This is a genomic window from Martelella sp. AD-3 (assembly GCF_001578105.1).
Lineage (GTDB): Bacteria > Pseudomonadota > Alphaproteobacteria > Rhizobiales > Rhizobiaceae > Martelella.
In genome coordinates this window covers 1,202,439-1,226,732 of the sequence record NZ_CP014275.1, presented here as the reverse complement: position 1 = coordinate 1,226,732, position 24,294 = coordinate 1,202,439, and the positions used below count along the sequence as shown (strand labels likewise).

The window sequence follows — 24,294 nt, the reverse complement described above, 5'->3', positions numbered from 1 at the left end:
ATGGCCGACGCTCACGAGACCGCCGGCAACCAGGCGGAAGCCATGGATGCGATGTATCGCTATCAGCGGCACATCTACGATCTCACCCGCAAATACTACCTCTTCGGCCGCGACCGGATGATCGACAGGCTTGCGGTGCCCGAAGGCGGAACGGTGCTCGAAGTGGCCTGCGGCACGGGGCGCAATCTCAAGAAGATCGCCGCCCGCTATCCCGATGCGCGCCTTTGCGGTCTTGATATTTCCGAGGAGATGCTGATCTCCGCGCGCGCGAATTTTGCCGGCGGGAAGGCGCAACCGCTGTTCCTGGCCGCCGACGCCTGCCGGTTTTCGCCGGCTCGCTTCGGCGTCGCGGGTTTCGACCGCATCGTCATCTCCTATGCGCTGTCGATGATCCCGCAATGGCCGCTTGCCGTCTCCGCCGCGCTCGATGCCCTCAACAGCGGCGGTTCGCTGCATGTCGTCGATTTCGGCCAGCAGGAGGGCCTGCCGCGTCTTTTCCGCGCCGGTCTTCACCGCTGGCTCGGGCACTTCCATGTGACCCCGCGCGCAAGGCTCCACGGCGTGCTTCAGGCAGAAGCCGCCGCGCGCGGCGCCGCTTTCCGCTTCGAGACCATCGGCCGCGGCTATGCCTGGCACGGCGTGATCACGCGCGCGTGATCATCGGCCAGGTTGCTTCAGCGCCTTCTTAATGAAAGCTTAGGTGGTCTGATATAGCTTGCGGGGCATATTTGCGCGCCCGCCGGCCACGGCTGGCCGAGATTCACTTGAGGAGACGCCCATGATTTCCAGAACCATCCGAGCGGTTGTGGTGGCCGCCGGTCTCACTTCGCTCTTTGCCGGTTCCGCCGCCGCCCAGCAATGCGGCGGCGATTTCTCGCGCTTTCTGTCCGGCGTGAAATCCGAAGCCGTGCAGCGCGGGCTTTCGCCGAACGCGGCCGACGCCGTGCTTTCCGGCGCCTCGGTGAGCCAGAGCGTTCTGAAGATGGACCGCGCCCAGGGCGTCTTCAAACAGACCTTCCTCGAATTCTCGCAGCGCACCGGCAGTTCGGCCCGCCTGAATATCGGCAAGCAGAAGATCCAGCAATATGCCGGGACTTTCGATCGCGCCCGGCGCGAATTCGGCGTTCCGGCCGGCGTACTGACGGCCTTCTGGGCGATGGAAACCGACTTCGGCGCCGTCCAGGGCAATTTCAACACACGCGATGCGCTGGTGACCCTTTCCTACGACTGCCGCCGTCCGGAAATTTTCCGTCCGCAGCTCCTGGCGTTGATCGAAATGACCCAGCACGGAGACTTCGATCCGGCGACGGAGACCGGCGCGTGGGCCGGCGAACTCGGCCAGGTGCAGATGCTGCCGGAAGACATCATCCGCTACGGCGTCGACGGCGACGGCGACGGGCATGTCCGCGTCAAGAAGAGCGCCCCCGACGCGCTGCTGACGGCCGCCAACTTCATCCGCAGCCTCGGCTGGCGCGCGGGCGAGCCATGGATCCAGGAAGTGACGCTGCCGGCCAACCTGCCCTGGGACAAGACCGGCTTCGGCGGCGGCCTGACCGCCGGCCAGTGGTTCAAGCTCGGCGTCCAGCCGCGCGACGGCAACACGCGCTTCGCCAACCTGCCGACGGCGCTCCTGATGCCGCAGGGCCGCAAGGGACCGGCCTTCCTCGCCTATCCGAACTTCAACGTCTATCTGGAATGGAACCAATCCTTCATCTACACGACCTCGGTCGCCTATTTCGCGACCCGCTTCGAAGGCGCCCCGGCCTATGACAAGGGCAATCCGGACCCCGGCCTTTCCGACAGCCAGATGAAACAGCTGCAGACCATCCTGTCGCGCAAGGGTTTTGACGTCGGCAAGATCGACGGCATTCTCGGCGCAGGAACCCGCGATGCAGTCCGCTCGGTCCAGATGCAGCTCGGCATGCCCGCCGACGGCTGGCCCACGCCGCAATTGCTGCGCGCGCTTCAGTAGTTTCGCCCGGGATCAGAAAAGGCCGCTGCGGGTTTTCCCGCCGCGGCCTTTTTGATTCGGTCATCGTTGACGCGCGTGGATCACGCATCCCCTCCCCGGCTGGCGCGTCATGCCGCCGAGCCGCCGGATTTCAATCCGCCACGCCCCGAGAACGCGCGTGCGCGCCAGCAAAAAAGCCGGAGGCTCGCGCCCCCGGCTTTTCAATTCATCGCTCACAAAAGGACGCGCCTTACGCGGCTTCCATTTCCGCTTCGGCTTCGGCGCGGGCCTTGTCGGCAGCGCCCTTGGCGTCGGCATCACGGTCAACGAATTCGATGACGGCAAGAGCGGCGTTGTCGCCGTAGCGGAAGCCGGCCTTCATGATGCGGGTGTAGCCGCCGTTGCGCTCGCTGTAACGCGGAGCGAGAACGTCGAACAGCTTCTTGACGGCCTCGACATCCTTGACCTGCGAGATCGCCTGACGGCGGGCATGCAGATCGCCGCGCTTGCCGAGCGTGATCAGCTTCTCGACGATCGGGCGAATTTCCTTCGCCTTCGGCAGAGTGGTGACGATCTGCTCATGAGTGATGAGCGAGACGGCCATGTTTGAAAACATCGCCTTGCGATGGCTTGCCGTTCTGTTCAGCTTGCGGCCTGCATTCTTATGGCGCATTGCTATTCTCCTTCACTTGCAGGCAGTTGCCCGCAGTATGACTGGTTAGTACTGATCCTCGTACCGCTTGGCGAGGTCCTCGATATTTTCCGGCGGCCAGGCCGGCACTTCCATGCCCAGATGCAGGCCCATGGAGGCCAGCACTTCCTTGATCTCGTTCAGGGACTTCCGACCGAAATTCGGCGTGCGCAGCATTTCGGCTTCGGTCTTCTGGATGAGATCGCCGATATAGACGATATTGTCGTTCTTCAGGCAGTTGGCCGAACGGACCGAAAGCTCCAGTTCGTCGACCTTCTTGAGAAGGGCCGGGTTGAAGGCGAGTTCGGTGACATCGTCCTCTTCCTGATCCTTCTGCGGCTCCTCGAAGTTGACGAAGACCGAAAGCTGGTCCTGAAGAATGCGGGCCGCGAAGGCAACCGCGTCTTCACCGGAGACCGAACCATCCGTCTCGATCGTCATCAGAAGCTTGTCATAGTCGAGAACCTGGCCCTCACGGGTGTTTTCGACCTTGTAGGAGACCTTGCGGATCGGCGAATAGAGGCTGTCAACCGGGATCAGGCCAATCGGCGCGTCTTCCGAGCGGTTGCGCTCGGCCGGCACATAGCCCTTGCCGTTGTTGACCGTGAACTCCATGCGGATTTCAGCCGCTTCATCCAGGGTGCAGATGACGAGGCCCGGATTGAGGATCTCGATATCGCCGACGGTCTGGATGTCGCCCGCAGTCACCACGCCCGGCCCCTGCTTGCGCACGACCATGCGCTTGGCTTCATCGCCTTCCATGCGGATGGCGATTTCCTTGATGTTCAGCACGATATCCGTCACGTCCTCGCGGACGCCGGGGATCGAGGAGAATTCGTGCAGCACGCCGTCGATCTGGACGGCGGTGACGGCGGCGCCGCGCAGCGACGACAACAGAACGCGACGCAGCGCGTTGCCGAGCGTCAGGCCGAATCCGCGTTCCAGCGGCTCGGCGACGAGCGTCACCTTCTTGGGCCCGCTGGAGGTGAACTCCACCTTCGAGGGCTTGATCAGTTCCTGCCAGTTTTTCTGGATCATGTTTCTACCTTTCGTTCGCCGCACTATCCAATCGTGACGGCCGAGCTTCGTAGAACCAGCGCTTCACCACGGAAACGCCGGAGCAAAATGACAGACGATTAAACGCGACGCTTCTTGCGCGGGCGGCAACCATTGTGCGGGATCGGCGTCACATCGCGGATCGAGGTGATGACGAAACCGGCAGCCTGGAGCGCGCGCAGAGCCGATTCGCGACCGGAACCCGGACCGCAGACTTCGACTTCCAGCGACTTCATGCCGTGCTCCTGAGCCTTCTTGGCGCAGTCCTCGGCAGCGATCTGAGCGGCAAAGGGGGTCGACTTGCGCGAACCCTTGAAGCCCTTGGCACCGGCGGACGACCAGGCAATGGCATTGCCCTGTGCATCCGTGATGGTGATCATCGTGTTGTTGAACGACGAATTGACGTGGGCAACGCCCGACGAGATATTCTTGCGCTCGCGGCGGCGAACGCGGGTGGCTTCCTTGGCCATGACTTCCCTTTCGTTGATCTCTTCACCGCCGTAGTCCCAGCGGCTCCACCGACGGGACCCATTTCAAGGCCCCAGTCAATTACGCAGAAAGCCGGCGTGAAACCGCCGGCTTGTTCCGGAATAAACCTATTCCGTGAATTACTTCTTCTTGCCTGCAATCGCCTTTGCCGGGCCCTTGCGGGTGCGGGCATTGGTATGCGTGCGCTGGCCGTGAACCGGAAGGCCGCGACGGTGACGCAGGCCGCGGTAGCAGCCAAGGTCCATCAGGCGCTTGATGTTCATCGAATTCTCGCGACGCAGGTCGCCTTCGACCATGTAGTCGCGGTCGATCTGTTCACGGATCTGCAGAACTTCCGCATCCGTCAGCTCATGCACCCGGCGTTCTGCCGGAATGTTGGCTGCCGTGCAGATGTCCTGCGCGAATTTCGGTCCGATCCCGTGGATATACTGCAGCGCGATTACAACGCGCTTGGCAGTCGGGATGTTGACGCCAGCAATACGAGCCACGCCGATTCTCCTTAAGCATTGTCTATTGGGCAGCTAGCGGAAACTGCCGGTTTCTTATCGACGGGAAGCCCGCCTCAAACAGCTCTTGCGCAACATCTTTGCGTGGCAAAACCCGTCCTGTTCGAAATCAAAAAGGACCTTGACGGTTCTGCCCCATGTCGCGAGTTGGAGCGCTCATAGCGGAAACAGCGCTTCAATGCAACCGTTTCCTTCACTTTTGTGCCGCCCGAAGACCGTGAGAGCCTCCGGGCGCACAGAATTCATGTTTGCCGGCCGGCGCGGATCGTCAGCCGGAAGCCGTGGCGGGAATCACGCGCTTGCCAGAACCTTCTCGATGCTGGCGGTTACGGTGTCCATGTCGGCCATGCCATCGACGGAGCTTAGCTTGCCCTTGGCGTAATAATAGCCGATCAGCGGCGCCGTCTCCTTGTAATAGGCCTTCAGGCGCTTCTCCACCGTCTCCCGGTTGTCGTCCGGTCGACGCTTGAATTCGGTCGAGCCGCACTTGTCGCAAACGCCCTCCACCTTCGGCTTGTGGAACTCGTCATGGTAGCCGGCGCCGCAATTGGCGCAGCTGTAGCGCCCGGCGATTCGTTCCGTCAGCGTCTCGTCATCAACCTGGATCTCGATGACTGCGTCGAGTTCGATGCCCTTGGCGGACAGCATCTTCTCTGTGGCATCCGCCTGCACCAGCGTGCGCGGGAAACCGTCCAGAATGAAGCCGTCCTTGCAGTCGTCCTGGTCGATTCGCTCCGAGACAATGGCGATCACGATATCATCCGAGACAAGACCGCCGGCATCCATGACCGCCTTGGCCTTCTTGCCGACTTCGGTCTCCGCGGCCACGGCGGCGCGCAGCATGTCCCCCGTCGAGAGCTGCGGAATGCCGTGATTGGCCACGATACGCTGCGCCTGCGTTCCCTTGCCGGCGCCGGGCGGTCCCAGAAGTATAAGTCTCATCGTCCCCTCTTTCCTCCCCGCAATTTCGATTTCTTGATCAGCCCCTCATACTGCTGGGCGATCAGATGTCCCTGTATCTGCGATACGGTGTCCAGCGTGACGCTGACGATGATGAGCAGCGACGTGCCGCCCAGCGCCAGCGAGACGCCCGTGCGCGCCACCAGGATCTCCGGCAGGATGCACACGAACACCAGATAGATCGCACCGACCACCGTAATGCGAGTCAGAACATAGTCTATGTACTCGGCCGTACGCTCGCCCGGACGGATGCCCGGAATGAAGCCGCCATGGCGCTTCAGATTGTCCGCCGTCTCCTTCGGGTTGAAGACGATGGCGGTGTAGAAGAAAGCAAAGAACGCAATCAGCGCGCCGTAGGCGACCATGTAGAGCGCCTGGCCGTGGCCGAGCGCCGCGATCGTCGCCGTCGCCCAGCCTGGCAGCTCGCTGGAGGAAAAGCCTGCAAGCGTTGCCGGGAGAAGCAGCAGCGAAGACGCAAAGATCGCCGGGATCACGCCCGACGTGTTGAGCTTCAGCGGCAGGTGCGACGTGTCGCCCTGGAACATGCGGTTGCCGACCTGGCGCTTCGGATACTGGATCAGCAGACGACGCTGCGCCCGCTCGACGAAGACGATCAGCGCGAAAATGGCGACCACGACGACCAGAATGCCGACGGCGACGAAGGCCGAGATCGAACCGACACGCGACAGTTCAAGAAGGTTGCCGACGGCAGCCGGCAATCCGGCGACGATGCCGGCGAAGATGATCAGCGAAATGCCGTTGCCGATGCCGCGCGAGGTGATCTGCTCGCCGAGCCACATCAGGAACATGGTGCCGCCGACCAGCGTGACGACGCTCGAGAGGATGAAGAACCAGCCCGGATCGGTGACCAGATTATTGCCCGACTGCAGGCCGATGGCGATGCCGTAGGCCTGGGCGGTGGCGAGCACCACCGTGCCGTAGCGGGTGTACTGGTTGATGATCTTGCGGCCCTGTTCACCCTCCTTCTTCAGCGCTTCAAGCGACGGCACCACGGCCGTCAGAAGCTGCACGATGATGGAGGCCGAAATATAGGGCATGATGCCGAGCGCGAAGATCGCCATGCGTTGGACCGCGCCGCCCGAGAACATGTTGAACATGCCCAGAATACCTTCGGACTGGCCCTGAAAGGCCTGCGCATAGGCATCGAGATTGATGCCGGGAAGCGGAATATGCGTGCCGAGCCGGTAGACGAGGAGCGCGAGAAGCGTAAACCAGATGCGCTTCTTCAGGTCCGTCGCCTTCGCGAAGGTCGAGAAATTGAGATTGGATGCAAGTTGTTCCGCTGCAGAAGCCATGCGTATCTCCGCGTCGCCGCACGGCCGCGACAGGCGCCCGGTGCGATTAAGTGCCAGATCGCCTCAGCCGAGATGCAGCCCTTCACGGGCGCTCACCGGCATTCGCGATAAACCACCCGCAGGACACGAACGATCGGGGCCGGCCGGTGGTCGAGGCACATATGGAAGAAAAAACGCCCGGTGTGAAGCACTCCGGGCGATCATTTTTCAATTCAGCGCTTTTACTCGGCGTTCTTCGCGCCGGCCAGCACGGTTATCGAACCGCCGGCCTTCTCGATCTTCTCGATCGCCGGTTTCGAGGCACCGGCGACCTCAAGCGTGAGCTTCGCCTTCAGTTCGCCGTCGGACAGGATGCGAACACCGTCCTTCACGCGGCGAATCACACCGGCTTCCTTCAGCACTTCGGCGGTCACCGTGGTCTTCGCGTCCAGCTTCTTGGCATCGACGGCGGCCTGCAGGCGGCCGAGCGAGACCTCGACGAAGTCCTTGGCGAAGATGTTGGTGAAGCCGCGCTTCGGCAGACGGCGATAGATGGGCATCTGGCCGCCTTCGAAACCGTTGATGGCAACGCCCGAACGCGACTTCTGGCCCTTGACGCCGCGGCCGCCGGTCTTGCCGGTGCCCGAGCCGATGCCGCGGCCGACGCGCTTCTTGGCGTGTGTTGCGCCTTCGCGGTCCTTGATTTCGTTGAGTTTCATAATCTTCTCCCGTCTCACTTCTCGTCGACGACGCGCACGAGATGGGACACCTTGTTGATCATGCCGCGCACAGCAGGCGTATCTTCCAGGGTGCGGACGCGATGCATCTTGTTGAGGCCGAGGCCGATCAGCGTCTGGCGCTGGACGGCGGGACGGCGGATCGGGCTGCCGATCTGCTCAACGGTGACAGTCTTCTTGGTGCTAGCCTTGGCCATGTTCGCCTCTCTTACTCGTCGACAACAGCGCCGGCGGCCTGGCGGCGAGCCTGGAGCGTGGCGTATTTGAGGCCGCGCTGCGCTGCGATGTCCTTCGGATGCACCTGGCTCTTCAGGGCATCAAAGGTGGCGCGGACCATGTTGTAGGGGTTGGACGAACCGGTCGACTTGGCAACCACATCGGCAACGCCCAGCGTTTCGAAAACGGCGCGCATCGGACCGCCGGCGATGATGCCGGTACCGGCCTTGGCGGTGCGCAGCAGAACCTTGCCGGCGCCGTGGCGGCCCTTGACGTCGTGATGCAGCGTACGACCGTCGCGCAGCGGCACGAAGATCATCTCGCGCTTGGCGGCCTCGGTCGCCTTGCGGATGGCTTCCGGCACTTCGCGCGCCTTGCCGTGGCCGAAGCCGACGCGGCCCTTGCCGTCACCAACGACGACGAGTGCAGCAAAACCCATGCGGCGGCCGCCCTTGACGGTCTTGGCCACGCGGTTGATGGCAACGAGCTTGTCAACGAATTCGCTGTCGCGCTCATCCCTGTTATGGCGATCGTCGCGCGATCCCCGTCTGTCCTGTGCCATTGTCCTGTTCCTTTTTCTTTTCCGGGTGCAATCGGCAAATGTGAAAGCCGCTTCTGCCATTTCTGGCGAGGGGCGGCCGGTGTGTGACCGAAGGCGACTTGAGTTCCGAAGAAACAGTATCGCCTTGGCCGGATGTCAGGAGCGCCCTTTCGATGAAGGGCGCTCGAAGCTTCATCAGAAGCTCAGGCCACCTTCGCGGGCGCCGTCGGCCAGAGCCTTGATGCGACCGTGAAAGATGAAGGCGCCGCGATCGAACACGACTTCCTTGACGCCCGCCTTGGTGGCGCGCTCGGCGACGAGCTTGCCGACGGCTTCGGCGGCCTCGCGGTCCGCGCCGGTCTTCAGCGAAGACTTGAGCGAAGCGTCGAGCGTCGAGGCGGCAGCCAGCGTGCGGCCGGCCGTATCGTCGATGATCTGGGCGTAGATGTTCTTGGACGAACGGTAAACCGACAGACGCGGACGGCCGTTTGCCACTTTCTTGACCTGGCGGCGCACGCGGCTGGCGCGGCGTGCAATGGTTTCTTTCCTGCTAGCCATAACGCGTGTTCCTTACTTCTTCTTGCCTTCCTTGCGGACGATGCGCTCTTCCGCGTATTTCACGCCCTTGCCCTTGTAGGGCTCGGGACCGCGATATTCGCGAATGTTCGCAGCGACCTGGCCGACGACCTGCTTGTCGATGCCGGTGACGGTGATTTCCGTCGGCTTCGGGCAGGCAATCGTGATGCCTTCCGGCGGCTGATAGACAACCTCGTGGGAGAAGCCGAGCGACAGCTGCAGGTTCTTGCCCTGCATGGCCGCGCGGTAGCCAACGCCGTTGATCTCGAGCTTGCGCTCGTAGCCTTTGGTGACACCATTGATGATGTTCTCAACCATGGTCCGCGACATGCCCCACTTGGAGCGGGCGTCCTTGGACTGGTTGATCGGGGAAACAACGATCGCGTTGTCCTCGAGCTTGACGCTCACTTCGTCATTGGCGACGAAGGAGAGCTCGCCCTTGGGGCCCTTGGCTGTGACTTTCTGGCCATCTACGGTCGCAGTCACACCAGCCGGAACCTGAACGGGCTTTTTACCGATACGAGACATTTTCTCTACCTGTCTGTTTCGTTAGGAGGAACGACCCGGATCTTAGAAGACCGAGCAGAGAACCTCGCCACCAACATTCTGTTCGCGCGCCTGGTGATCAGCCATCACACCCTTGGGGGTGGAAAGGATCGTGATACCCAGACCATTTGCGACCTGCGGAATGGACTTGACCGAGACATAGACCCGGCGGCCCGGCTTGGAAACGCGGGCGATCTCACGGATCACGGACGCGTTCTCGTAATATTTCAGCTCGATTTCGATCTCGGACTTGCCGTTCTCGAATTCGGTCTGGGTGTAGCCGCGGATGTAGCCTTCGGCCTGCAGCACGTCCAGAACGTGGGCGCGCAGCTTGGAAGCCGGCGTCGTCACGGAGGACTTGCGGCGCGAGGCGCCGTTGCGGATACGGGTGAGCATATCGCCCAGGGGATCAGACATTGCCATTGGACGCCTCCTTACCAGCTCGACTTGACGACGCCCGGCACCTTGCCGGTGTTGCCGAGATCACGCAGCGCGATACGGGACATGCCCAGCTTGCGGTAATACGCACGCGGACGGCCGGATACTTCGCAGCGGTTGCGGATACGCGTCTTGGAGCCGTCGCGGGGCATTTCCGCCAGCTTCAGGGAAGCGCGGAACCGCTCTTCGATCGGCAGTTCCTGGTTCTTGATGATCGCCTTCAGCGCGGCACGCTTCTCTGCGTCCCGGGCGACCGTCTTGCGGCGGCGCTTGTTCTTTTCGACTGCGCTTACTTTCGCCATGTCGTTTTCCTTTTCTACGCTCGTCGTTACGGTTATTTGCGGAACGGGAAGTTGAACGCTGTCAGGAGCGCCCGCGCTTCGTCGTCCGTGTTCGCCGTCGTGCAAACGATGATGTCCATGCCCCACATCTGATCGACCTTGTCATATTCGATCTCGGGGAACACGATGTGCTCCTTGATGCCCATGGCGAAGTTGCCACGGCCGTCAAAGCTCTTCGGATTGAGGCCGCGGAAGTCGCGAACGCGCGGCAGCGCGATGTTCACCAGGCGGTCAACGAATTCATACATGCGGTCGCCGCGCAGCGTCACCTTGGCGCCGATCGGCATGCCTTCGCGGACCTTGAAGCCGGCGATGGAGTTGCGCGCATGGGTGATCACGGCCTTCTGGCCGGCGATCGCCGAGAGGTCGGCTGCGGCATTGGTCGGCTTCTTCGAATCACCAACAGCCTCGCCGACGCCCATGTTGATCACGACCTTGTCGAGGCGCGGGATCATCATCGGGTTGGCGTAGGAAAAGCTCTCCTGCAGCTCAGCACGGATCTTTTCGTTGAAAACCGTCTTCAGGCGCGGCTCATACTTTGCTTCAGCCATCGATCACTTCTCCCGAACGCTTTGCATAGCGGACCTTCTTCTCACCCTCGACCTTGAAGCCGACCCGCGTCGGCTTGCCGTCCTTCGGATCGGCGATCGCGAGGTTCGAAAGGTGAACCGGCGCTTCCTTGGTGATGATGCCGGCTTCGGTGGTCTGCGTCTGCCGCTGGTGGCGACGCACGACATTGATGCCCGAAACGACGGCGCGGTCTTCCTTCGGGAAAACCTGTACAACTTCACCGGTGCGGCCCTTGTCCTTGCCGGCGATCACGACGACCTTGTCGCCCTTTTTGATTCTCTGCATGTTCCGCGCTCCCTTACAGAACTTCCGGAGCCAGGGAGATGATCTTCATATGGCTCTTGCCACGCAGCTCGCGCGGAACCGGCCCGAAGATACGCGTACCAATCGGCTCTTTGTTGTTGTTGATCAGAACGGCAGCATTGCTGTCGAAGCGGATGACGGAGCCGTCAGCGCGGCGGATGTCCTTTGCCGTGCGAACGACAACGGCCTTCATCACATCGCCCTTCTTGACGCGTCCGCGCGGAACAGCCTCTTTCACCGATACGACGATGATGTCGCCGATCGAGGCATATTTACGCTTGGAGCCGCCCAGAACCTTGATGCACATGACACGACGCGCGCCGGAATTATCCGCCACGTCGAGGTTTGTTTGCATCTGAATCATATCAGGTCGCCTTCTTGTTGTTACCGGACCGGTTGGGCACCTCTGCCCCCTAGACCAGCTTAATCGACACGTATCAAAGCGCCCGCCCTGCCAAAACCTGACCCGGCGGTCGCTCGAATTTCCTGTCCAGCACTTTCAAAACCATGCGGCCCGAAAAGGATTTCTTTCGGGGCCTGCACCGCGTGCAAGAGCCAGAGCGTCTTCTTGTAGCGTCTTTCGGGGCTCGACGCCCCTTTTCGAAGGGGAAAGCCCTTACGGAAAAGGCCGCCCGTCGCCGGACGCCCCCGCATCTCGATGCCGTGCTACATACAGATATTTCGCCAAAGCGCAAGGGGCCCGGCGAAATAGCTGTTCAATTTTAAAAGTCAGGCCTGGGCGGAAACCACCGTCCAGCGCTTGTCCTTGGAGATCGGCGCGCATTCCTCGATGAATACGGTATCCCCGATCTTGTACTGGTTTTCGGCGTCATGCGCCTTGTACTTCTTCGAGCGGCGTACAGTCTTCTGCATCAGCGGGTGGGCGAAACGACGCTCAACCCGGACTACGACCGTTTTATCGTTCTTGTCGCTGACGACAACGCCTTGCAGGATGCGTTTAGGCATTTTCTTGTCGGTCCTTTATAGTTCTCAGGCCTTGGCGGCCGCCGCCTTCTGGGCAGCAATGGTTTTCACACGCGCGATGTCGCGGCGCACTTCCTTGATGCGCGCCGTTTTTTCCAGCTGTCCGGTCGCCTTCTGGAAGCGCAGGTTGAACTGCTCCTTCTTCAGCTTGGCGAGCTCGTCCTTGAGCTGGTCTTCGGTCATGGCGTGTACGTCAGAAGTTTTCATCGGTACCACTCCTTACTCTGCGATACGCTGGATGAAGCGCGTCTTGACCGAAAGCTTGGCCGCGCCGAGGCGCAGGGCTTCACGAGCAATGTCTTCGCTCACACCATCGATTTCGAACATGATCCGGCCGGGCTTGACGCGGGCCGCCCAGTAATCGACGCCGCCCTTGCCCTTACCCATACGCACTTCGGTCGGCTTGGAGGTGACCGGCGTGTCGGGAAAGATACGGATCCACACGCGGCCGGCACGCTTCATGTGACGGGTGATCGCGCGGCGGGCCGCCTCGATCTCGCGCGCGTTGACGCGGTTGGGTTCCTGCGCCTTAAGCCCATATTCACCGAAAGCCAGATCGCTGCCGCCCTTGGCTGCGCCATGGATGCGGCCCTTGAACTGCTTGCGGTACTTTGTACGCTTTGGCTGCAACATTTTCTTCTATCTCCGAACTTCGCGGAAATCGCCCTTATCAGGCGTTTTCGCGGCGGCGATTGTTGCCGCTGTTACCCTTGTTGTCGCCCTCGGTCGCGCGACGCTCGGAGGCCATCGGATCGTGCTCAAGGATTTCGCCCTTGAAGACCCAGACCTTGATGCCGCAAATGCCGTATGCGGTTTCGGCTTCGGCCGTGCCGTAGTCGATGTCGGCGCGCAGCGTGTGAAGCGGAACGCGGCCTTCGCGATACCATTCGGTCCGCGCGATCTCGGCGCCGCCGAGGCGGCCCGAGCAGACTATGCGGATGCCTTCGGCGCCGAGACGCATGGCCGACTGAACCGAGCGCTTCATGGCGCGGCGGAAGGCGATACGCCGTTCCAGCTGCTGCGCGATCGACTGGGCGACCAGCGTGGCATCGGTCTCCGGCTTGCGCACTTCAACGATGTTGAGGTGCATTTCCGACTCGGTCATCGTCGCAAGCTTGCTGCGCAGCTTTTCGATGTCCGCGCCCTTCTTGCCGATGATGAGGCCCGGACGGGCCGAATGGATGGTGACGCGGCACTTCTTGTGCGGACGCTCGATAACGACCTTGGAGACGCCGGCCTGCTTCAGTTCCTTCTGGATGAAGCTGCGGATCTTCAGGTCTTCGTGGAGCAGCTTGCCGTATTCGTGATTGTCGGCGAACCAGCGGCTGTCCCAGGTACGGTTGATGCCGAGGCGGAAACCGATCGGATTGATTTTCTGACCCATTATGCGGCCTCCTCTTCGACTTCACGGACGACGATCGTCAGATGCGAAAACGGCTTGAGGATGCGCGAAGCGCGGCCCCGGCCACGGACCATGAAGCGCTTGGCGACAATCGACTTGCCGACATAGGCTTCCGCGACGATGAGCTGGTCAACGTCGAGGTCGTGGTTGTTTTCGGCATTGGCGATGGCCGATTCGAGCGTCTTGCGGACGGTCTCGGAAACCCGCTTCTGCGAGAATTCGAGATCGGCCAGGGCCCGGTCAACCTTCTTGCCGCGAATCATGGCGGCGACGAGGTTGAGCTTCTGCGGGCTGACGCGGATCGTGCGCGTAACGGCCTGCGCCTCGTTTTCCTTAAGCCGGCGTGCGGCTTTTGCCTTGCCCATTGTTACTTCCTCTTCGCCTTCTTGTCGGCGCCGTGACCGTAATAGGTCCGCGTCGGTGCAAACTCACCGAACTTGTGGCCGACCATCTCTTCCGACACGGAGACCGGAATGTGCTTGGAACCATTGTAGACGCCGAAGGTCAGGCCGACGAACTGCGGCATGATCGTGGAACGGCGGCTCCAGATCTTGATCACTTCGTGGCGACCGCCTTCACGCACCTTCTCAGCTTTCTTGAGAAGATAGCCGTCAACAAACGGTCCCTTCCATACTGAACGAGCCATTTCAGACTACCTCTCTTACTTCTTCTTCTGGTGGCGCGAGCGCATGATGAACTTGTCGGTCGACTTGTTCGAACGGGTGCGCTTGCCCTTGGTGGGCTTGCCCCAGGGCGAAACAGGGTGACGACCGCCGGAAGTGCGGCCTTCACCACCACCGTGCGGGTGGTCGATCGGGTTCATGACAACGCCGCGAACATGCGGACGCTTGCCCCGCCAGCGCGTACGACCGGCCTTGCCGTCGTTCGTGTTGGAATGATCGGGGTTCGATACAGCGCCGATCGAAGCAAGGCAAGAGCCAGGCACGAGACGCTGCTCACCGGAGTTCAGGCGCAGGATCGCCATGCCCTGGTCGCGGCCGACGAGCTGCACATAGGTGCCTGCCGAACGCGCGATCTGGCCGCCCTTGCCGGGCTTCATCTCGACGTTATGGACGATCGAGCCGACCGGAATGTTCTGCAGCGGCATCGCATTGCCGGGCTTCACGTCGATCGCGCTGTCGGCGGCGAGCACCTTGTCGCCAACGGCCAGACGCTGCGGTGCCAGGATATAGGCAAGCTCGCCGTCCGCATAGTTGATGAGCGCGATGAAAGCCGACCTGTTGGGGTCGTATTCCAGACGCTCGACCGTGCCTTCAACGCCGAACTTGCGGCGCTTGAAGTCGATCATGCGGTAGGTGCGCTTGTGACCGCCGCCCTGGAAGCGGGCCGTCACGCGGCCGTAGTTGTTACGACCGCCCTTCGAAGACAGGCCTTGCGTCAAAGCCTTGACGGGCTTGCCCTTGTAAAGCTCCGAACGCTCGACGATTACCAGTTGGCGCTGGCTCGGCGTTGTCGGATTGAATGTTTTCAATGCCATTTTCTCATTCCCTATTGGGTCTTTACCCTACCGGGTCTGTTTCAAACGCCGGTCGTCACGTCAACGGACTGACCTTCGGCCAGCGTGACGATCGCCTTCTTGACGTCCTTCTGCTTGCCGGAGAAGTTCCGGAAGCGCTTGATCTTGCCCTTGCGCACGAGCGTGTTCACGGACTTGACCTTGACGCCGAAGAGCTCTTCGACAGCGGCCTTGATCTCGGGCTTGCTCGCATTCTTGGCAACGTTGAAGACAACCTGGTTATTGTCCGAAACCAGCGTCGACTTCTCGGTGATGACCGGCGAAACGATCACGTCGTAATGGCGGATATCGCTCATTTGAACCGCTCCTCCAGAGCTTCGACTGCGGACCTGGAAAGCACGAGCTTTCCGCGGCGCAGAATGTCGTAAACATTGATGCCCTGAACCGGCAGAACATCGATATTCGGAATGTTGCGTGCGGCAAGCTTGAAATTGCCGTCGACTTCCGACCCGCCGATGATCAGAGCGTTTTCCAGGCCGAGGCCGGCGAACTGGGCGAGAAGCGCCTTGGTCTTGGCTTCCTTGGCGACGAGGTCATCGACAATGATGATGTTCTCGCCCTTGGCCTTGGCCGAAAGCGCATGCTTCAGGGCCAGCGCGCGAAGCTTCTTCGGCAGGTCATGCGCATGGTCGCGAACAACCGGGCCGTGGGCGCGACCACCGCCGCGGAACTGCGGCGCACGCTTGGCGTGGTGGCGGGCATTGCCCGTGCCCTTCTGCTTGTACATCTTGGCGCCGGTCAGAGCGACTTCCGAACGACCCTTGACCTTGTGGCTGCCCTGGCGCTTCTTGGCCAGCTGATAGCGAACCATGCGGGCGAGGATGTCTTCGCGCGGTTCCAGGCCGAAGATCTCGTCCTTCAGGCTGACCTTGCCGGCGTCCTTGCCCTCAAGTGTTTTGACGGTGAGATCCATTACTCGGCTCCATTGGTTTCAGCCGCGCGCAGGCCGGCAGGCCGCGGCGCATTTTCAGGCACACCGGACTTCACAGCGTCGCGAACCGTGATCCAGGCGCCCTTGGAACCGGGGACGGCTCCCTTGACGAGGATCAGACCGCGCTCTTCATCGGTGCGGACGACTTCGAGGTTCTGGGTGGTGACGCGGGTCTGGCCCATGTGACCAGCCATCTTCTTGCCCTTCCAGACCTTGCCCGGATCCTGGTTGGAACCGGTCGAACCATGCGAACGGTGCGAGATCGAGACACCGTGGGTGGCGCGCAGGCCGCCGAAGTTGTGGCGCTTCATCGCACCGGCAAAACCCTTACCGATCGTGGTGCCGGTCACGTCGACGAGCTGACCCGACACGAAATGGCCGGCCGTCAGTTCGGCGCCGATCTCGAGCAGGTTGTCTTCCGAAACGCGGAACTCGACCAGCTTGGCCTTGGGTTCGACAGAGCCCTTGGCGAAATGGCCACGCAGCGCCTTCGACGTGTTCTTGACCTTCGAACGGCCCGCACCGAGCTGAACAGCCGTATAGCCGTTTTTGTCTTTCGTGCGCGTTGCAACGACCTGGCAGCCGTCCATTCGCAAAACTGTTACCGGGATATGCTCTCCTGCGTCATTGAAGACGCGGGTCATTCCCACCTTCTGTGCTATTACACCTGAACGCATCGGTTCGTTCCTTTTAGAGTTCCGGCCAGGCCCTTGCGGTCCCGGCGTGTCTCCGTTTGGGACGTCATGCGCATCGCATCAAAGCGCGCGCAGCGATTGGTCCCGTTTAATTATCCCTACCCTGAAAAATCAGAGCTTGATTTCAACGTCGACGCCGGCAGCCAGATCGAGCTTCATCAGAGCATCGACCGTCTGGGGGGTCGGATCGACAATGTCGAGCAGGCGCTTGTGGGTGCGCATTTCAAACTGCTCGCGGCTCTTCTTGTCGATGTGCGGACCACGGTTGACCGTGAACTTCTCGATCCGGGTCGGCAGCGGAACCGGACCGCGCACATTCGCGCCGGTACGCTTGGCCGTGGAAACGATCTCACGCGTGGAGGCATCAAGGATCCGGTGATCAAACGCCTTCAGGCGGATGCGGATATTCTGGCCGTTCATGCGACTCGTCCTTGTCTTCTTCTTCTTCCCGCCTTCTCGTCATCGATCAGGCGCATTCGTTGAACTTCGACCGCTCTCTTCAATCTTCAAAAGTAGGGACAGGTTGCCCCGTCCCTACCTCGCAATCAAAGTGCCTGTCGCGCGTCGATTACTCGACGATCGATGCCACGATGCCGGCGCCGACGGTGCGGCCGCCTTCGCGGATGGCGAAGCGCAGCTTTTCTTCCATCGCGATCGGCACGATCAGTTCGACGTCAACCGTGACGTTGTCGCCCGGCATCACCATTTCCGTGCCTTCCGGAAGCGTGACGACGCCCGTCACGTCCGTCGTGCGGAAGTAGAACTGCGGACGGTAGTTGGTGAAGAACGGCGTGTGGCGGCCGCCCTCATCCTTCGTCAGGATGTAGGCTTCTGCCTTGAACTTCGTGTGCGGCGTCACCGAACCCGGCTTGCAGAGAATCTGGCCACGCTCGACCTGGTCGCGGTTGATGCCGCGGATCAGAGCGCCGATGTTGTCGCCGGCCTGGCCCTGGTCGAGCAGCTTGCGGAACATTTCAACGCCGGTCACCGTCGTCTTCTGCGTCGGCTTGATGCCGACGATCTCGACTTCCTCGCCAACCTTGACAATGCCGCGCTCGACGCGACCGGTCACGACCGTGCCGCGGCCGGAAATCGAGAACACGTCCTCGATCGGCATCAGGAAGGGCTGGTCAACCGGACGCTCGGGCGTCGGGATGTAGTCGTCGACAGCGGCCATCAGCGCGCGGATCGCGTCTTCGCCGATTTCCTTGTTGCTGTCTTCCAGAGCGGCAAGAGCCGAGCCCTTGATGATCGGGATTTCGTCGCCGGGGAACTCGTAGGAGTCCAGCAGCTCACGCACTTCCATCTCGACGAGCTCGAGAAGCTCCTCGTCGTCAACCTGGTCAACCTTGTTGAGGAAAACCACGATCCCCGGAACGCCAACCTGACGGGCAAGCAGGATGTGCTCGCGGGTCTGCGGCATCGGGCCGTCGGCGGCCGAGCACACCAGGATCGCGCCGTCCATCTGCGCCGCGCCGGTGATCATGTTCTTCACATAGTCGGCGTGGCCGGGGCAGTCGACGTGGGCGTAGTGGCGCTTCTCGGTCTCGTATTCGACGTGCGCCGTCGAAATCGTGATGCCGCGTGCCTTTTCTTCCGGCGCCGCGTCGATCTGGTCATACGCACGGAAGTCACCGAAGAACTTCGTGATCGCAGCCGTCAGTGTCGTCTTGCCGTGGTCAACGTGACCGATCGTGCCGATGTTGACGTGCGGTTTGCTCCGCTCAAACTTTGCCTTTGCCATTTTAGGCTCCTATTCCTTTCAGACCCCAGAGGGGTGAATTCGATTATGCGTTTCGGCCGGTTACTTCGAACCGGAATACTTCGCCTGAATTTCCTGCGCGACGTTCGACGGGACCGGCGCGTTGTGATCGAAGGTCATCGTATACTGCGCGCGGCCCTGAGACATGGAACGCAGCGTATCGACATACTTGAACATGTTCGCGAGCGGCACTTCCGCCTCGATCACCGTCGCGTTGCCGCGCGGCTCCTGGCCCTGGATCTGGCCGCGACGGGAGTTCAGGTCGCCGATGACGTCGCCAACGTAATCTTCCGGGGTCACCACCTCGACGCTCATGATCGGCTCGAGGAGCTGGGCGCCGGCCTTGCGGGCAGCTTCACGGAAACATGCGCGGGCAGCGATTTCGAAGGCGAGAACCGAGGAGTCGACATCGTGATAGGCGCCGTCAACGAGGGTGGCCTTGATGCCGAGCATCGGGAAGCCGGCGAGCGGACCCGACGACAGAACGCTTTCGATACCCTTCTGGACACCGGGGATGTATTCCTTCGGAACCGAGCCGCCGACGATCTTGGATTCGAAAACGAAATCCTCGCCATCGGGATTGGGTTCGAAGATGATCTTGACGCGGGCGAACTGACCCGAACCACCCGACTGCTTCTTGTGGGTGTAGTCTTCTTCGTGGGCCTGCGTGATGGTTTCGCGGTAGGCAACCTGCGGCGCGCCGACATTGGCCTCGACCTTGAACTCGCGCTTCATGCGGTCGACGAGAATGTCGAGGTGAAGCTCGCCCATGCCGGCGATGATCGTCTGACCGCTCTCCTCGTCGGAGAAAACGCGGAAGGACGGGTCTTCGGCAGCGAGACGGTTGAGCGCGATGCCCATCTTCTCCTGGTCGGCCTTGGTCTTCGGCTCGATCGCGATCCGGATAACCGGCTCGGGGAATTCCATCCGTTCCAGGATGACCGGGTGCAGCGGGTCGCAGAGCGTGTCACCGGTGGTGGTTTCCTTCAGCCCGGCAAGCGCTACGATGTCACCGGCATAGGCTTCCTCGATGTCCGAACGCGAGTTCGAATGCATCTGCAGCATGCGGCCGACGCGCTCGCGCTTTTCCTTGACCGTGTTCAGAACGCCCGAACCCTTTTCGAGCTTGCCCGAATAGACGCGGCAGAAGGTCAGCGAACCGACGAAGGGGTCGTTCATGATCTTGAACGCCAGCATCGAAAGCGGTTCGTTGTCATCAGCGTGGCGCTCGATATCGGCTTCGGTCTTGACGTCGATACCCTTGATCGACTCGATGTCGATCGGCGACGGCAGGAAGTCGACGACGGCGTCGAGAAGCGGCTGGACGCCCTTGTTCTTGAAAGCCGAGCCGCACAGCATCGGGAAGAACTGAACGCCGATCGTGCCCTTGCGGAGGAGCTTGCGGATCGTGTCATTGTCCGGCATTTCGCCTTCGAGATAGGCTTCCATGGCGGCTTCGTCGATCTCGACGACCGCCTCGATCATCGCTTCGCGCCATTCTTCGGCCTTGTCCTTCATGTCAGCCGGAATATCCGTGATATCCCACTGCGCGCCGAGGTGTTCGCCGTCCCAGACAAGCGCCTTCATCTCGATCAGGTCGATCACGCCGGCAAAGTCGTTTTCGGCGCCGATCGGGAGCTGAATGACAACCGGGGTCGCGCCGAGACGGGACTTGACCATCTCGACCGAGCGATAGAAGTCGGCGCCGATCTTGTCCATCTTGTTGCAGAAGATCATGCGCGGAACGTTGTACTTGTCGGCCTGGCGCCAGACGGTTTCCGTCTGCGGCTCGACGCCGGCATTGGCGTCGAGAAGGGCGACCGCACCGTCGAGCACGCGCAGCGAACGCTCGACTTCAATGGTGAAGTCGACGTGTCCGGGGGTGTCGATGATGTTGAAGCGGCGCTTCTTGCCGTCGCGGCCCTGCCAGAAGGTGGTGGTGGCAGCGGAGGTGATCGTGATGCCACGCTCCTGCTCCTGCTCCATCCAGTCCATCGTGGCCGCGCCGTCGTGAACTTCACCGATCTTGTGGGACTTGCCGGTGTAGAAGAGGATGCGCTCGGTCGTCGTGGTCTTGCCAGCGTCGATGTGCGCCATGATACCGAAATTACGGTAATCTTCGATTTTATATTCGCGAGCCATGATGTTAGGCCTTCCCTCGTATCTGAATTACCAGCGGTAATGGGAGAATGCGCGGTTGGCGTCGGCCATCTTGTGCGTGTCTTCACGCTTCTTGACGGCAGAACCCCGGTTGTTCGCAGCATCCATGAGCTCGCCGGACAGGCGCTCGATCATGGTGGTCTCGTTGCGCTTGCGCGCGGCTGCGATCAGCCAGCGGATGGCGAGAGCCTGACGGCGCTCGGGACGGACGTCGACCGGAACCTGGTAGGTCGCACCGCCAACGCGGCGCGAGCGGACTTCAACGTGCGGCGCGACGTTTTCGAGCGCCTGATGAAAGACCTCGATCGGGTCCTGCTTCATCTTAGCTTCAACGGCGTCGAGCGCGCCGTAGACGATCGTCTCGGCAACCGACTTCTTGCCATGCAGCATGATGGCATTCATGAACTTGCTGATCACCAGATCGCCAAATTTGGGATCCGGGTTGATCTCACGCTTTTCTGCACTGTGGCGTCGTGACATGCTTTTTGTCTCTCAACAGTTGCGGCGCTTAAGACGCGGAGAACCTCGCGCAGCGCCAGAAAAATGAAAACCGAATTACTTCGGACGCTTCGCACCGTATTTCGAACGGCGCTGCTTACGGTTCTTGACGCCCTGCGTATCGAGAACGCCGCGGATGATGTGGTAACGCACACCCGGCAAGTCCTTCACGCGGCCGCCGCGGATCATGACGACGGAGTGTTCCTGCAGATTGTGGCCTTCGCCCGGAATGTAGCCGATGACTTCGAAGCCATTGGTCAGGCGGATCTTGGCAACCTTACGAAGAGCCGAGTTCGGCTTCTTCGGCGTCGTGGTGTAGACGCGGGTGCAGACGCCGCGCTTCTGCGGGTTCTGTTCCAGCGCCGGAACCTTGTTCCGCTTGACCTGGGGCTGACGCGGCTTGCGGATCAGTTGGTTTACGGTAGGCATATACCCATCCCTTTAGAATTTCGTGTCTCGTCGCCCTTATGGGGCATTTCAATGCCGTCACCGGCGAACAGAAGCACTTTCAGCGTCTATATGCGCACAAGCACGGCCCGACCCGCCTTCCCGGCAGATGGACCTTAAAGCAGAGGACACAGGCGCCTTGCCGCGTCATGCGTGCAGCATTTGATCTTCAACGTGCTGTATGAGAACCTAGTCTGAGGTGAACTCCGGGACATTTGGCTTCCCGAACGGCCATGCCTCACATGGGTTCTGTTGGCGCCGACATACTCACTTCGGTTCATGTCGTCAAGTCCAACGCCCCGAAATTCTGGAATCTTGGGGCCTCAATCGCCTCCTTTGCGGGCAGTCATGCCGCATCGGGCAATATTGACGGCTCTCAAGGCACGTCCGACGCAATATTCTGTCGCCGGGCCGCGCCGTCGCCGGAAAGTACGATCCGCGTCGCAACGCCGATTCTCTCCAGAAACACGCGGTCGTGGCTGATGACGAGGAGCGCGCCGTCATAGGCGTTGAGGCCCGCCTCCAGCGTCGCCAGGCTTTCAAGGTCGAGATGGTTGGTCGGCTCGTCGAGGATCAGGAGTTGCGCCGGCCGGCTTCCGCCAATCGCGACGGCGAGCCCCGCCCTCAGCAATTCGCCGCCGCTCAGATCGGCAACCCGTTTCAGCGCCTCGCCAGCGCGGAACCGGAACCGCGCAAGCGCCGCCCGGCAGGCATTCTCGCCGTCATGCGGGTTGAGGCGCCTGAAATTGTCGCGCACGCTCGCCCCGCGATCGAGCAGGGACACCGCCTGGTCGAAGAGCGCAAAGGGCACGCAGATCTCCGCCGTTCCGCCTAGCGGTCGTAGCCCGCCCGAAAGCGTCTTTACCAGAGTCGATTTCCCGGCGCCGTTCCGCCCTTCGATCGCCACGCGCTCGGGCCCGGTCATCTCGAAGGAGAGGTCTCGGAAGAGCGGCGCTTGGGCGTCATAGCCTCCGGCAAGGCGATCCGCCTTCAGCACCCGCCGCCCGGCGGCAAGCCCCGAGGGCGGAAGGGTGATCGCGAACGGCGAAACCACCTCGAGGCGCGCCTTCGCCTCGTCGAGCGCCTCCGCCGCCTTTTCGGCCTGCCGGTCGTGGAGCGCGTTTTGCCGGGCCGCCGTCGCCTCGGCCTGCGCCTTCATGCCGTCGAGCAGCATTTTCGGCATGTCCTTGCGCTTGCGCGCCTTAAGCCCCTTCGCGTCCGTGCGCGCCTTGCGCTCCGCCCGCCGGCGCGCGGCGGCGGAAACCTGCCGCACCTCACGGGTCGCCTCGCCCAGTCGCCTTTCGCGGTTCTCGATCTCGGCCGCTTTCACCTCTTCATAAAAGCCGTAGTTGCCGCCATACCGCGTGATGCCGCGGCCGGTCAGTTCCACGATCTCCGGCATGGCCTCCAGCAAGGCCCGGTCATGGCTGACGACGAGCGCGCCGCAGCGCCAGCCCGAAAGAAACGCCAGCAACTGCTCGCGGCCGGCGGAGTCGAGATTGTTGGTCGGCTCGTCAAGCAGGATGAAGTCCGGATCGTCATAGGTGAGCGCGGCCAGTCGCGCCCGCGTCAGCTCGCCGCCGGAAAGACAGGAAAGCGGGGTCGTCAGCGGATAATCGAGCGCGAACCGGGAGAGCGCCGCCTCAGCCCTCTCCTCCGCCAACCAGTCGACCGTCGCGAGCTGCTCGGCGGTTGCCCTTCCCGCCGCCGCCGCCTCAACCATGCGCAGCATCCCGCCGATCCCGAAACAATCGGCAAGCGTCGCGCCCTCCGAGGCGCGGACCGTCTGATCGAGCATGGCGAGACTGCCGGCAAGACAAACAGTTCCGGAAGTGGGCGTCACCCGACCCGCCATGATTTTCAGCAGCGTCGTCTTGCCCGCGCCGTTACGTCCGACAAGACCGGCAATGCCCGGACCGAAAACGGCATCGATATCGTTGAAAAGAGAATGGCCGTCAGCAGTGGTGAAGGACAGGCCGGAAAGCGTGATGGTGGCGTGCATGCAAAAAGTTCTCCCGTAAAGCCAGTGCGTTTGCTGTCTTCAGGTGAGAAATCATCGGCGGCACGTCCCTTCTTGATCGCGGTTACCCTCAATTACGCCTGAAGGACGGCGATTTCAAGACGGGGCCCGCCAAATGCCCCGCGGCGAACTTTCAATTGACGCCGTCTTGTGAAAAGAAAGACCGATCGGAAACCGGAGGTAAAAACATGATCGCCATTCCCGGCTACACCAGCGACGGCGAGCGCATGGTCTTCATCATCACCGGCAAGGTCTATCACGAATGGAACGGCGAGGCGGAAGTGCATGTGATCATCGCCGCCCCGGACGAGGATACCGCCGTGCGCAACACGCTGAACGCGCTGGCAAACGAGGGCTATGCCGAAGCCGATCTCGATCAGATCGGCATGATTACCGAAATCCCCGACGAAGAACCCCACGCCTCCGCCTACCAGACGGCGCTCGAGGGCGAGGTGGCGATCGTGAAACTGTCGGCCTGAGGGGAAAGCGCGCCCTCGGCGGCCGGAGCAAGCTCGGCCTCCGGCAAATTCGCGCCCAGCGGGCAATCCCGCTTGCTTTATCGCGGCGCTTTGCCCACACTCCCCGGAATAAGAACAGGGGAACATCAAAGGGTTCTTCCGGCGCTTTCCGGAGATCCCTTTA

The 24,294-nt window shown here is 61.6% G+C and carries 35 protein-coding genes; 3 read left to right on the top strand and 32 right to left on the bottom strand.

Annotation, left to right across the window (positions count from 1 at the left end; genetic code table 11):
• Entirely contained in the window at positions 1-657 is a 657-nt protein-coding gene (locus AZF01_RS05680) for a class I SAM-dependent methyltransferase (RefSeq protein WP_152534521.1), read from the top strand.
• A gap of 121 nt (positions 658-778) precedes the next feature.
• Positions 779-1,972 carry a lytic murein transglycosylase gene (locus AZF01_RS05675; protein WP_024708084.1) on the top strand — a complete coding sequence of 398 codons (1,194 nt, stop codon included), beginning with the start codon at positions 779-781 and terminating at the stop codon, positions 1,970-1,972.
• 229 nt (positions 1,973-2,201) lie between these two features.
• Here the strand turns inward: AZF01_RS05675 and rplQ are convergent, their stop codons facing one another.
• The 32 genes from rplQ to AZF01_RS05515 form a co-directional block, all read right to left on the bottom strand.
• Positions 2,202-2,624: a 50S ribosomal protein L17 gene (rplQ, locus tag AZF01_RS05670; RefSeq protein WP_024708085.1), complete on the bottom strand. Its 423-nt coding sequence runs from the start codon at positions 2,622-2,624 to the stop codon at positions 2,202-2,204.
• A gap of 45 nt (positions 2,625-2,669) precedes the next feature.
• The gene (locus AZF01_RS05665; RefSeq protein ID WP_024708086.1) at positions 2,670-3,680 is read right to left on the bottom strand and encodes a DNA-directed RNA polymerase subunit alpha; all 1,011 of its coding nucleotides are present in this window, start codon (positions 3,678-3,680) and stop codon (positions 2,670-2,672) included.
• Between the two features lie 98 nt (positions 3,681-3,778).
• Positions 3,779-4,168, bottom strand: a complete 390-nt coding sequence (rpsK, locus tag AZF01_RS05660) for a 30S ribosomal protein S11 (RefSeq protein WP_018065590.1) — start codon at positions 4,166-4,168, stop codon at positions 3,779-3,781.
• Positions 4,169-4,306: 138 nt separating this feature from the next.
• Positions 4,307-4,675 (bottom strand): 30S ribosomal protein S13, encoded by a 369-nt coding sequence (gene rpsM, locus AZF01_RS05655; RefSeq protein ID WP_024708087.1) that lies wholly within the window; start codon positions 4,673-4,675, stop codon positions 4,307-4,309.
• 309 nt (positions 4,676-4,984) lie between these two features.
• Positions 4,985-5,635: an adenylate kinase gene (locus AZF01_RS05650; protein ID WP_024708088.1), complete on the bottom strand. Its 651-nt coding sequence runs from the start codon at positions 5,633-5,635 to the stop codon at positions 4,985-4,987.
• Positions 5,632-6,969 carry a preprotein translocase subunit SecY gene (gene secY / locus AZF01_RS05645; protein ID WP_024708089.1) on the bottom strand — a complete coding sequence of 446 codons (1,338 nt, stop codon included), beginning with the start codon at positions 6,967-6,969 and terminating at the stop codon, positions 5,632-5,634. Before secY ends, AZF01_RS05650 begins: the two co-directional genes overlap by 4 nt.
• 221 nt (positions 6,970-7,190) lie before the next feature.
• The gene (gene rplO, locus AZF01_RS05640) at positions 7,191-7,667 is read right to left on the bottom strand and encodes a 50S ribosomal protein L15 (protein WP_024708090.1); all 477 of its coding nucleotides are present in this window, start codon (positions 7,665-7,667) and stop codon (positions 7,191-7,193) included.
• Positions 7,668-7,681: 14 nt separating this feature from the next.
• Positions 7,682-7,882, bottom strand: a complete 201-nt coding sequence (gene rpmD, locus AZF01_RS05635) for a 50S ribosomal protein L30 (protein ID WP_024708091.1) — start codon at positions 7,880-7,882, stop codon at positions 7,682-7,684.
• Between the two features lie 11 nt (positions 7,883-7,893).
• Positions 7,894-8,463: a 30S ribosomal protein S5 gene (rpsE, locus tag AZF01_RS05630; RefSeq protein WP_024708092.1), complete on the bottom strand. Its 570-nt coding sequence runs from the start codon at positions 8,461-8,463 to the stop codon at positions 7,894-7,896.
• A gap of 174 nt (positions 8,464-8,637) precedes the next feature.
• A complete protein-coding gene (gene rplR / locus AZF01_RS05625; RefSeq protein WP_024708093.1) occupies positions 8,638-9,000 on the bottom strand; it encodes a 50S ribosomal protein L18 in 363 nt (120 codons plus the stop codon).
• A gap of 12 nt (positions 9,001-9,012) precedes the next feature.
• Positions 9,013-9,546, bottom strand: coding sequence for a 50S ribosomal protein L6 (rplF, locus tag AZF01_RS05620; RefSeq protein WP_024708094.1), 534 nt, complete (start codon positions 9,544-9,546; stop codon positions 9,013-9,015).
• A gap of 42 nt (positions 9,547-9,588) precedes the next feature.
• The gene (gene rpsH / locus AZF01_RS05615; RefSeq protein ID WP_024708095.1) at positions 9,589-9,987 is read right to left on the bottom strand and encodes a 30S ribosomal protein S8; all 399 of its coding nucleotides are present in this window, start codon (positions 9,985-9,987) and stop codon (positions 9,589-9,591) included.
• Between the two features lie 11 nt (positions 9,988-9,998).
• Positions 9,999-10,304 (bottom strand): 30S ribosomal protein S14, encoded by a 306-nt coding sequence (gene rpsN / locus AZF01_RS05610; RefSeq protein ID WP_024708096.1) that lies wholly within the window; start codon positions 10,302-10,304, stop codon positions 9,999-10,001.
• A gap of 32 nt (positions 10,305-10,336) precedes the next feature.
• Positions 10,337-10,894, bottom strand: coding sequence for a 50S ribosomal protein L5 (rplE, locus tag AZF01_RS05605; protein WP_024708097.1), 558 nt, complete (start codon positions 10,892-10,894; stop codon positions 10,337-10,339).
• Positions 10,887-11,198, bottom strand: a complete 312-nt coding sequence (rplX, locus tag AZF01_RS05600) for a 50S ribosomal protein L24 (RefSeq protein WP_024708098.1) — start codon at positions 11,196-11,198, stop codon at positions 10,887-10,889. Before rplX ends, rplE begins: the two co-directional genes overlap by 8 nt.
• A 13-nt stretch (positions 11,199-11,211) precedes the next feature.
• Positions 11,212-11,580, bottom strand: coding sequence for a 50S ribosomal protein L14 (gene rplN / locus AZF01_RS05595; protein WP_024708099.1), 369 nt, complete (start codon positions 11,578-11,580; stop codon positions 11,212-11,214).
• 365 nt (positions 11,581-11,945) lie between these two features.
• The gene (gene rpsQ, locus AZF01_RS05590) at positions 11,946-12,182 is read right to left on the bottom strand and encodes a 30S ribosomal protein S17 (RefSeq protein ID WP_024708100.1); all 237 of its coding nucleotides are present in this window, start codon (positions 12,180-12,182) and stop codon (positions 11,946-11,948) included.
• Positions 12,183-12,206: 24 nt separating this feature from the next.
• Positions 12,207-12,407, bottom strand: coding sequence for a 50S ribosomal protein L29 (rpmC, locus tag AZF01_RS05585; RefSeq protein ID WP_024708101.1), 201 nt, complete (start codon positions 12,405-12,407; stop codon positions 12,207-12,209).
• A gap of 12 nt (positions 12,408-12,419) precedes the next feature.
• Positions 12,420-12,833, bottom strand: a complete 414-nt coding sequence (rplP, locus tag AZF01_RS05580) for a 50S ribosomal protein L16 (protein ID WP_024708102.1) — start codon at positions 12,831-12,833, stop codon at positions 12,420-12,422.
• Positions 12,834-12,870: 37 nt separating this feature from the next.
• Positions 12,871-13,584 (bottom strand): 30S ribosomal protein S3, encoded by a 714-nt coding sequence (gene rpsC / locus AZF01_RS05575; protein WP_024708103.1) that lies wholly within the window; start codon positions 13,582-13,584, stop codon positions 12,871-12,873.
• Complete coding sequence (gene rplV / locus AZF01_RS05570; RefSeq protein ID WP_024708104.1) at positions 13,584-13,967, bottom strand: 50S ribosomal protein L22; 384 nt, start codon at positions 13,965-13,967, stop codon at positions 13,584-13,586. The genes rpsC and rplV overlap by 1 nt, the downstream gene beginning before the upstream one ends.
• A 2-nt stretch (positions 13,968-13,969) precedes the next feature.
• On the bottom strand, positions 13,970-14,248 hold the full coding sequence (rpsS, locus tag AZF01_RS05565) for a 30S ribosomal protein S19 (protein ID WP_024708105.1): 279 nt from the start codon (positions 14,246-14,248) through the stop codon (positions 13,970-13,972).
• 15 nt (positions 14,249-14,263) lie between these two features.
• A complete protein-coding gene (gene rplB / locus AZF01_RS05560; RefSeq protein ID WP_024708106.1) occupies positions 14,264-15,100 on the bottom strand; it encodes a 50S ribosomal protein L2 in 837 nt (278 codons plus the stop codon).
• A 41-nt stretch (positions 15,101-15,141) separates the two neighbouring features.
• The gene (locus tag AZF01_RS05555) at positions 15,142-15,435 is read right to left on the bottom strand and encodes a 50S ribosomal protein L23 (protein ID WP_024708107.1); all 294 of its coding nucleotides are present in this window, start codon (positions 15,433-15,435) and stop codon (positions 15,142-15,144) included.
• Positions 15,432-16,052, bottom strand: a complete 621-nt coding sequence (gene rplD, locus AZF01_RS05550; RefSeq protein WP_024708108.1) for a 50S ribosomal protein L4 — start codon at positions 16,050-16,052, stop codon at positions 15,432-15,434. The genes AZF01_RS05555 and rplD overlap by 4 nt, the downstream gene beginning before the upstream one ends.
• A complete protein-coding gene (rplC, locus tag AZF01_RS05545; protein WP_024708109.1) occupies positions 16,052-16,747 on the bottom strand; it encodes a 50S ribosomal protein L3 in 696 nt (231 codons plus the stop codon). Before rplC ends, rplD begins: the two co-directional genes overlap by 1 nt.
• A gap of 129 nt (positions 16,748-16,876) precedes the next feature.
• Positions 16,877-17,185: a 30S ribosomal protein S10 gene (gene rpsJ / locus AZF01_RS05540; protein ID WP_018065614.1), complete on the bottom strand. Its 309-nt coding sequence runs from the start codon at positions 17,183-17,185 to the stop codon at positions 16,877-16,879.
• Between the two features lie 148 nt (positions 17,186-17,333).
• On the bottom strand, positions 17,334-18,509 hold the full coding sequence (gene tuf / locus AZF01_RS05535) for an elongation factor Tu (protein WP_061449643.1): 1,176 nt from the start codon (positions 18,507-18,509) through the stop codon (positions 17,334-17,336).
• Positions 18,510-18,569: 60 nt separating this feature from the next.
• Entirely contained in the window at positions 18,570-20,669 is a 2,100-nt protein-coding gene (gene fusA / locus AZF01_RS05530; RefSeq protein ID WP_024707032.1) for an elongation factor G, read from the bottom strand.
• A gap of 27 nt (positions 20,670-20,696) precedes the next feature.
• Positions 20,697-21,167, bottom strand: a complete 471-nt coding sequence (gene rpsG / locus AZF01_RS05525) for a 30S ribosomal protein S7 (protein ID WP_024707031.1) — start codon at positions 21,165-21,167, stop codon at positions 20,697-20,699.
• 75 nt (positions 21,168-21,242) lie between these two features.
• Positions 21,243-21,614, bottom strand: a complete 372-nt coding sequence (gene rpsL, locus AZF01_RS05520; RefSeq protein ID WP_018065617.1) for a 30S ribosomal protein S12 — start codon at positions 21,612-21,614, stop codon at positions 21,243-21,245.
• A gap of 394 nt (positions 21,615-22,008) precedes the next feature.
• Positions 22,009-23,634 carry an ABC-F family ATP-binding cassette domain-containing protein gene (locus tag AZF01_RS05515; RefSeq protein ID WP_024707030.1) on the bottom strand — a complete coding sequence of 542 codons (1,626 nt, stop codon included), beginning with the start codon at positions 23,632-23,634 and terminating at the stop codon, positions 22,009-22,011.
• Between the two features lie 206 nt (positions 23,635-23,840).
• Between AZF01_RS05515 and AZF01_RS05510 the strand changes: the two genes are divergently transcribed.
• The gene (locus AZF01_RS05510) at positions 23,841-24,131 is read left to right on the top strand and encodes a hypothetical protein (protein WP_024707029.1); all 291 of its coding nucleotides are present in this window, start codon (positions 23,841-23,843) and stop codon (positions 24,129-24,131) included.
• Positions 24,132-24,294: the final 163 nt, after the last annotated feature.

Excerpts from the sequence above, each read along its gene's own strand:
- rpsC (WP_024708103.1), bottom strand. The coding sequence starts at position 13,584 with ATGGGTCAGAAAATCAATCCGATCGGTTTCCGCCTCGGCATCAACCGT.
- rpsG (WP_024707031.1), bottom strand. The coding sequence starts at position 21,167 with ATGTCACGACGCCACAGTGCAGAAAAGCGTGAGATCAACCCGGATCCC.
- AZF01_RS05510 (WP_024707029.1), top strand. The coding sequence starts at position 23,841 with ATGATCGCCATTCCCGGCTACACCAGCGACGGCGAGCGCATGGTCTTC.
- rpsN (WP_024708096.1), bottom strand. The coding sequence starts at position 10,304 with ATGGCGAAAGTAAGCGCAGTCGAAAAGAACAAGCGCCGCCGCAAGACG.
- rpmD (WP_024708091.1), bottom strand. The coding sequence starts at position 7,882 with ATGGCCAAGGCTAGCACCAAGAAGACTGTCACCGTTGAGCAGATCGGC.
- rplE (WP_024708097.1), bottom strand. The coding sequence starts at position 10,894 with ATGGCTGAAGCAAAGTATGAGCCGCGCCTGAAGACGGTTTTCAACGAA.
- rplQ (WP_024708085.1), bottom strand. The coding sequence starts at position 2,624 with ATGCGCCATAAGAATGCAGGCCGCAAGCTGAACAGAACGGCAAGCCAT.
- AZF01_RS05555 (WP_024708107.1), bottom strand. The coding sequence starts at position 15,435 with ATGAGCGATATCCGCCATTACGACGTGATCGTTTCGCCGGTCATCACC.
- rplO (WP_024708090.1), bottom strand. The coding sequence starts at position 7,667 with ATGAAACTCAACGAAATCAAGGACCGCGAAGGCGCAACACACGCCAAG.
- rpsH (WP_024708095.1), bottom strand. The coding sequence starts at position 9,987 with ATGGCAATGTCTGATCCCCTGGGCGATATGCTCACCCGTATCCGCAAC.
- AZF01_RS05680 (WP_152534521.1), top strand. The coding sequence starts at position 1 with ATGGCCGACGCTCACGAGACCGCCGGCAACCAGGCGGAAGCCATGGAT.
- rplP (WP_024708102.1), bottom strand. The coding sequence starts at position 12,833 with ATGTTGCAGCCAAAGCGTACAAAGTACCGCAAGCAGTTCAAGGGCCGC.
- rplF (WP_024708094.1), bottom strand. The coding sequence starts at position 9,546 with ATGTCTCGTATCGGTAAAAAGCCCGTTCAGGTTCCGGCTGGTGTGACT.
- rplB (WP_024708106.1), bottom strand. The coding sequence starts at position 15,100 with ATGGCATTGAAAACATTCAATCCGACAACGCCGAGCCAGCGCCAACTG.
- rplV (WP_024708104.1), bottom strand. The coding sequence starts at position 13,967 with ATGGGCAAGGCAAAAGCCGCACGCCGGCTTAAGGAAAACGAGGCGCAG.
- AZF01_RS05675 (WP_024708084.1), top strand. The coding sequence starts at position 779 with ATGATTTCCAGAACCATCCGAGCGGTTGTGGTGGCCGCCGGTCTCACT.
- rplC (WP_024708109.1), bottom strand. The coding sequence starts at position 16,747 with ATGCGTTCAGGTGTAATAGCACAGAAGGTGGGAATGACCCGCGTCTTC.
- rplR (WP_024708093.1), bottom strand. The coding sequence starts at position 9,000 with ATGGCTAGCAGGAAAGAAACCATTGCACGCCGCGCCAGCCGCGTGCGC.
- tuf (WP_061449643.1), bottom strand. The coding sequence starts at position 18,509 with ATGGCAAAGGCAAAGTTTGAGCGGAGCAAACCGCACGTCAACATCGGC.
- rpsS (WP_024708105.1), bottom strand. The coding sequence starts at position 14,248 with ATGGCTCGTTCAGTATGGAAGGGACCGTTTGTTGACGGCTATCTTCTC.
- rpsJ (WP_018065614.1), bottom strand. The coding sequence starts at position 17,185 with ATGAACGGCCAGAATATCCGCATCCGCCTGAAGGCGTTTGATCACCGG.
- fusA (WP_024707032.1), bottom strand. The coding sequence starts at position 20,669 with ATGGCTCGCGAATATAAAATCGAAGATTACCGTAATTTCGGTATCATG.
- rpsQ (WP_024708100.1), bottom strand. The coding sequence starts at position 12,182 with ATGCCTAAACGCATCCTGCAAGGCGTTGTCGTCAGCGACAAGAACGAT.
- AZF01_RS05650 (WP_024708088.1), bottom strand. The coding sequence starts at position 5,635 with ATGAGACTTATACTTCTGGGACCGCCCGGCGCCGGCAAGGGAACGCAG.
- rpsK (WP_018065590.1), bottom strand. The coding sequence starts at position 4,168 with ATGGCCAAGGAAGCCACCCGCGTTCGCCGCCGCGAGCGCAAGAATATC.
- rplD (WP_024708108.1), bottom strand. The coding sequence starts at position 16,052 with ATGGATCTCACCGTCAAAACACTTGAGGGCAAGGACGCCGGCAAGGTC.
- secY (WP_024708089.1), bottom strand. The coding sequence starts at position 6,969 with ATGGCTTCTGCAGCGGAACAACTTGCATCCAATCTCAATTTCTCGACC.
- AZF01_RS05665 (WP_024708086.1), bottom strand. The coding sequence starts at position 3,680 with ATGATCCAGAAAAACTGGCAGGAACTGATCAAGCCCTCGAAGGTGGAG.
- rpmC (WP_024708101.1), bottom strand. The coding sequence starts at position 12,407 with ATGAAAACTTCTGACGTACACGCCATGACCGAAGACCAGCTCAAGGAC.
- rpsL (WP_018065617.1), bottom strand. The coding sequence starts at position 21,614 with ATGCCTACCGTAAACCAACTGATCCGCAAGCCGCGTCAGCCCCAGGTC.
- AZF01_RS05515 (WP_024707030.1), bottom strand. The coding sequence starts at position 23,634 with ATGCACGCCACCATCACGCTTTCCGGCCTGTCCTTCACCACTGCTGAC.
- rpsE (WP_024708092.1), bottom strand. The coding sequence starts at position 8,463 with ATGGCACAGGACAGACGGGGATCGCGCGACGATCGCCATAACAGGGAT.
- rplX (WP_024708098.1), bottom strand. The coding sequence starts at position 11,198 with ATGCAGAGAATCAAAAAGGGCGACAAGGTCGTCGTGATCGCCGGCAAG.
- rplN (WP_024708099.1), bottom strand. The coding sequence starts at position 11,580 with ATGATTCAGATGCAAACAAACCTCGACGTGGCGGATAATTCCGGCGCG.